A 3904-nucleotide genomic window follows, 5' to 3' on the forward strand; every position below is an offset into this window, starting at 1 on the left:
CAGCAGCGCGTAGGCCAGCGCGTCCAGCGGGCGGGCCGCCGGCTGGCGCAGGGCCGCAAAGTGCGTGCCGACCAGCTCAATCACCGCGACCGCCAGCACCACCGCCACGGTGGGCGGCCCGCGGAAACGGGGCTTCATAGTCCGAGCGTACCCGCGCCCGGCCGCCGCGGCCTCGGCGCACGGGTGCAGAAAATCGAAGGGGACGTACTCCCACCGGAGTACGTCCCCTTCCGGCGTCGGCCAGCGGCCGCCGGAGGCCGGAACCGCTCAGGCGCGCAGCGCCGGGCGAGGTGCCCAAGCTCCGTGCAGATCCGGTGCAGGCGGCGGTCAGCCGGCCTGGCGCTCGGCGGCCTCCACCACGTTGGCCAGGAGCATCGCGCGGGTCATCGGGCCCACGCCGCCCGGGTTCGGTGACAGCCAGCTGGCCACGCTGCGGGCCTCCGGGTCCACGTCCCCGGTCACAAGGGACTTGCCGGTCTCCTCGTCCTCGACCCGGCTGACGCCCACGTCCAGCACCACGACACCGGGCTTGAGGTCCTCGGCCCGGATCATGTGGGGCATGCCGGCGGCGGCGATGACGACGTCGGCCTGGGCCAGCTCGGCGGGCAGGTCTTCGGTGCCGGTGTGCGCCAGGGTGACGGTGGCGTTAATGCTGCGCCGGGTCAGCAGCAGCCCCAGCGGGCGTCCGACGGTGACGCCGCGGCCGACCACGAGCACCTTCTTGCCCTTGAGCTCGATGTCGTGGCGCAGCAGCAGTTCCACGCAGCCGTGCGGGGTGCACGGCAGGGGCGAATTCAGCGGCTCGTTCACGTTCAAGACCAGCCGGCCCAGGTTCATCGGGTGCAGCCCGTCGGCGTCCTTGGCCGGGTCGATGCGCTCGAGGATGCGGTTGGTGTCGATGTGCTTCGGCAGCGGCAGCTGCACGATGTAACCGGTGCAGGCCGGGTCGGCGTTCAACTCCTCCAGCACCGCCTCGAGGTCCTCCTGCGTGATGGTCTCAGGCAGGTCGCGGCGGATGGATTCGATGCCCACCTCGGCGCAGTCCCGGTGCTTGCCTGCCACGTACCACTTGCTGCCAGGGTCCTCGCCGACCAGCACGGTGCCCAGGCCCGGGGTGATGCCCCGGGCCTTGAGTGCCGCCACCCGCTCGGCCAGCTCGGATTTGATCGCAGCGGCCGTGGCCTTGCCGTCCAGGATGCGGGCAGGCTGCGGGGAGCTGTAGATGTTCATGTTCACCATTCCTCGTGGCCTGGGTACAGCGGGAAGTCCTGGGCCAGCTGGGCCACGCGCTTGCGCAGCACGTCCACGTCGGCGCCGCCCTTGAGCGCGGCGGCGATGATGTCAGAGACCTCCTCGAATTCGGTGGCGCCGAAGCCACGGGTAGCCAGCGCGGGGGTGCCGATCCGCAGCCCGGAGGTGACCATCGGCGGGCGCGGGTCGAACGGCACCGCGTTGCGGTTCACCGTGATGCCCACCGAATGCAGCAGGTCCTCGGCCTGCTTGCCGTCCAACTCGGAATTGCGCAGGTCCACGAGCACCAGGTGCACGTCGGTACCGCCGGTGAGCACGGACACGCCGGCCCCGGCCACGTCCGGGGCGGCCAGCCGGTCGGCGAGGATGCGGGCGCCTTCGAGCACCCGTTCCTGGCGCTGGCGGAACTCCTCCGAGGCCGCAATCTTGAAGGCCACGGCCTTGGCAGCGATGACGTGCATCAGCGGCCCGCCCTGCTGGCCGGGGAAGACATTGGAGTTGATCTTCTTGCCGAACTGCTCCTTGGCCAGGATTACGCCCGAGCGCGGTCCGGCGAGCGTCTTGTGCACGGTGGAGGTGACGACGTCGGCGTGCGGCACCGGGCTCGGGTGCAGGCCGGCGGCGACCAGGCCGGCGAAGTGCGCCATGTCGGTCCAGAAGTAGGCGCCGACCTCGTCCGCGATGGAACGGAAGGCCTCGAAGTCCAGCTGGCGCGGGTAGGCGGACCAGCCGGCGATAATCACGTTCGGGCGCTCGGCCAGGGCCTGCTCGCGGACGCGGTCCATGTCCACGCGGTGGGTGTCTTCCTCGACGCCGTAGGCGGCGACCTCGTAGAGCTTCCCGGAGAAGTTCAGCTTCATCCCGTGGGTGAGGTGCCCGCCGTGGGCCAGCGACAGGCCCATGATCTTGTCCCCCGGCTCGATCAGCGCCGCGAGCGCGGCGGCATTGGCCTGGGCGCCGGCATGCGGCTGGACGTTGGCGAACTCGGCACCGAAGAGGGCCTTCACGCGCTCGATGGCCAGGTTCTCGGCCACGTCCACATGCTCGCAGCCACCGTAGTAGCGCCGTCCGGGGTACCCCTCGGCGTATTTGTTGGTCAGCACCGAGCCCTGCACTTCCAGCACCGAGCGCGGCGCGAAGTTCTCGGAAGCGATCATTTCGAGGGTGTCCCGCTGGCGGCCGAGCTCGGCCTCGAGCACGGCGGCGATTTCGGGGTCGACCTGCGACAGCGGCAGGTTGGTGACCGAGGTGGTGGAAGACGTCACGGAGTTCTCCTGGGTGGGTTGTTCTGCTACAGGTCAGGCTACCGGCTGCGGGCGCGCTCATGCATATGAGTCCGCAGATTGCGGCAACCGGTTAAGACGTGACCCCCGGCCCAGGCGTGCGATCCGCGGTCTGCACTGTGCGTCCCGCCGCCGGCGCCTGCCCGCCGCGGTCCGCTGCCGCTTCCTGATGGTGCCCCACCTGACGCCAGTCGCGACACAGGCAATCCTACTCCAGCGGTGCGGAATATCCGGCCGGCCCCGCCCGTTGCACGGATGGATGTTGATCTATCAACAAGTTTTGGCGGAAGGTTCAAGGCCCATGGACGCACTCGGCATCGTCGTCATCGGCGCGGGCCAGGCTGGCCTCAGCGCGGCCTGGCACCTGCAGCGGCTCGGAGTGGCAGCGGAACGGGACTACGTCGTCCTCGATGCCAACGAGGGCCCGGGCGGCGCCTGGCGGCACCGCTGGCCGTCGCTGACGTTCGACGCCGCGCACGGGCTGCACGACCTCCCCGGCCTGCCGCTCGGAGTGCCGGACCCGGCCGAGCCGGCCTCCGCCGTCGTCGCACGCTACTACGGCGCCTACGAGCGCCGGTTCAGCCTGCCGGTGCACCGGCCCGAGCGCGTGGAAGCGGTCGAGGATGCCGGGGACGGCCTGCTGCGCGTGCGCACCCCCGGCGGGGAGCGGCTGGCGCGCACCGTCATCAGCGGCACCGGTACCTGGGACCGCCCCTACTGGCCCTGGTATCCGGGCCGGGAGACATTCCGCGGCCGCCAGCTGCATACCCATGACTTCCGCTCCGCAGACGAGTTCCGCGGCCAGCGGGTGCTGGTGGTCGGCGGCGGCACCTCCGCACTGCAGTTCCTGCTTCAGCTGGATGCCGCCGGCGCCCGCACCCTGTGGTCCACCCGGCGGCCGCCGGAATTCACCACCATCCCGTTCGATCCTGCCTGGGGCACCGAGGTGGAGCGCAAGGTCAACGAGCGTACCCGCGCCGGGCTGCCGCCGCTGAGCGTGGTGGCAGCGACCGGGCTGCCGCTGAACGAAATGTACCGGGCCGGGATCGAGTCCGGTGTGCTGGCCTCCCGCGGCCGGCTCGAGCGCATCACCGACGGCGGCGTGGTCTTCGCCGACGGTTCGGCCGAACCGGTGGATGCCATCCTGTGGGCCACCGGCTTCCGTGCCTCGCTGGACCACCTGGCGCCGCTGCACCTGCGCGAACCCGGCGGCGGCATCCTGATGGGCACGGACGGGGTGACCGTGGCGCGGCGGCCGGGGTTGTTCCTGGTTGGCTACGGTGCCTCGGCCTCCACCGTGGGTGCCACCCGGGCAGGGCGGGCGGCCGCACTGGCGGCCCTGCGGTATCTGGCCGCCGGGCACGACGGCG

The 3904-nt window shown here is 71.3% G+C and carries 3 protein-coding genes; 1 reads left to right on the forward strand and 2 read right to left on the reverse strand.

Translation table 11 applies throughout. The annotated features are described in order from the left end of the window. Window positions 1–327 precede the first annotated feature (327 nt). Together ACFQ36_RS21230 and glyA are read right to left on the reverse strand one after the other, a co-directional pair. Window positions 328–1230 (reverse strand): bifunctional methylenetetrahydrofolate dehydrogenase/methenyltetrahydrofolate cyclohydrolase, encoded by a 903-nt coding sequence (locus ACFQ36_RS21230; protein ID WP_377017291.1) that lies wholly within the window; start codon window positions 1228–1230, stop codon window positions 328–330. A 2-nt stretch (window positions 1231–1232) separates the two neighbouring features. Continuing rightward, entirely contained in the window at window positions 1233–2516 is a 1284-nt protein-coding gene (gene glyA / locus ACFQ36_RS21235; RefSeq protein WP_377017292.1) for a serine hydroxymethyltransferase, read from the reverse strand. Between the two features lie 319 nt (window positions 2517–2835). Between glyA and ACFQ36_RS21240 the strand changes: the two genes are divergently transcribed. Beyond that, window positions 2836–3904, forward strand: a 1069-nt coding sequence (locus tag ACFQ36_RS21240) for an NAD(P)-binding domain-containing protein (RefSeq protein ID WP_377017293.1), incomplete at its 3' end; no start/stop codon positions are given.

The sequence above is a fragment of the Arthrobacter sp. GCM10027362 genome (assembly GCF_042679445.1).
GTDB lineage: Bacteria > Actinomycetota > Actinomycetes > Actinomycetales > Micrococcaceae > Crystallibacter.

Excerpts from the sequence above, each read along its gene's own strand:
- ACFQ36_RS21230 (WP_377017291.1), bottom strand. The coding sequence starts at position 1,230 with ATGAACATCTACAGCTCCCCGCAGCCTGCCCGCATCCTGGACGGCAAG.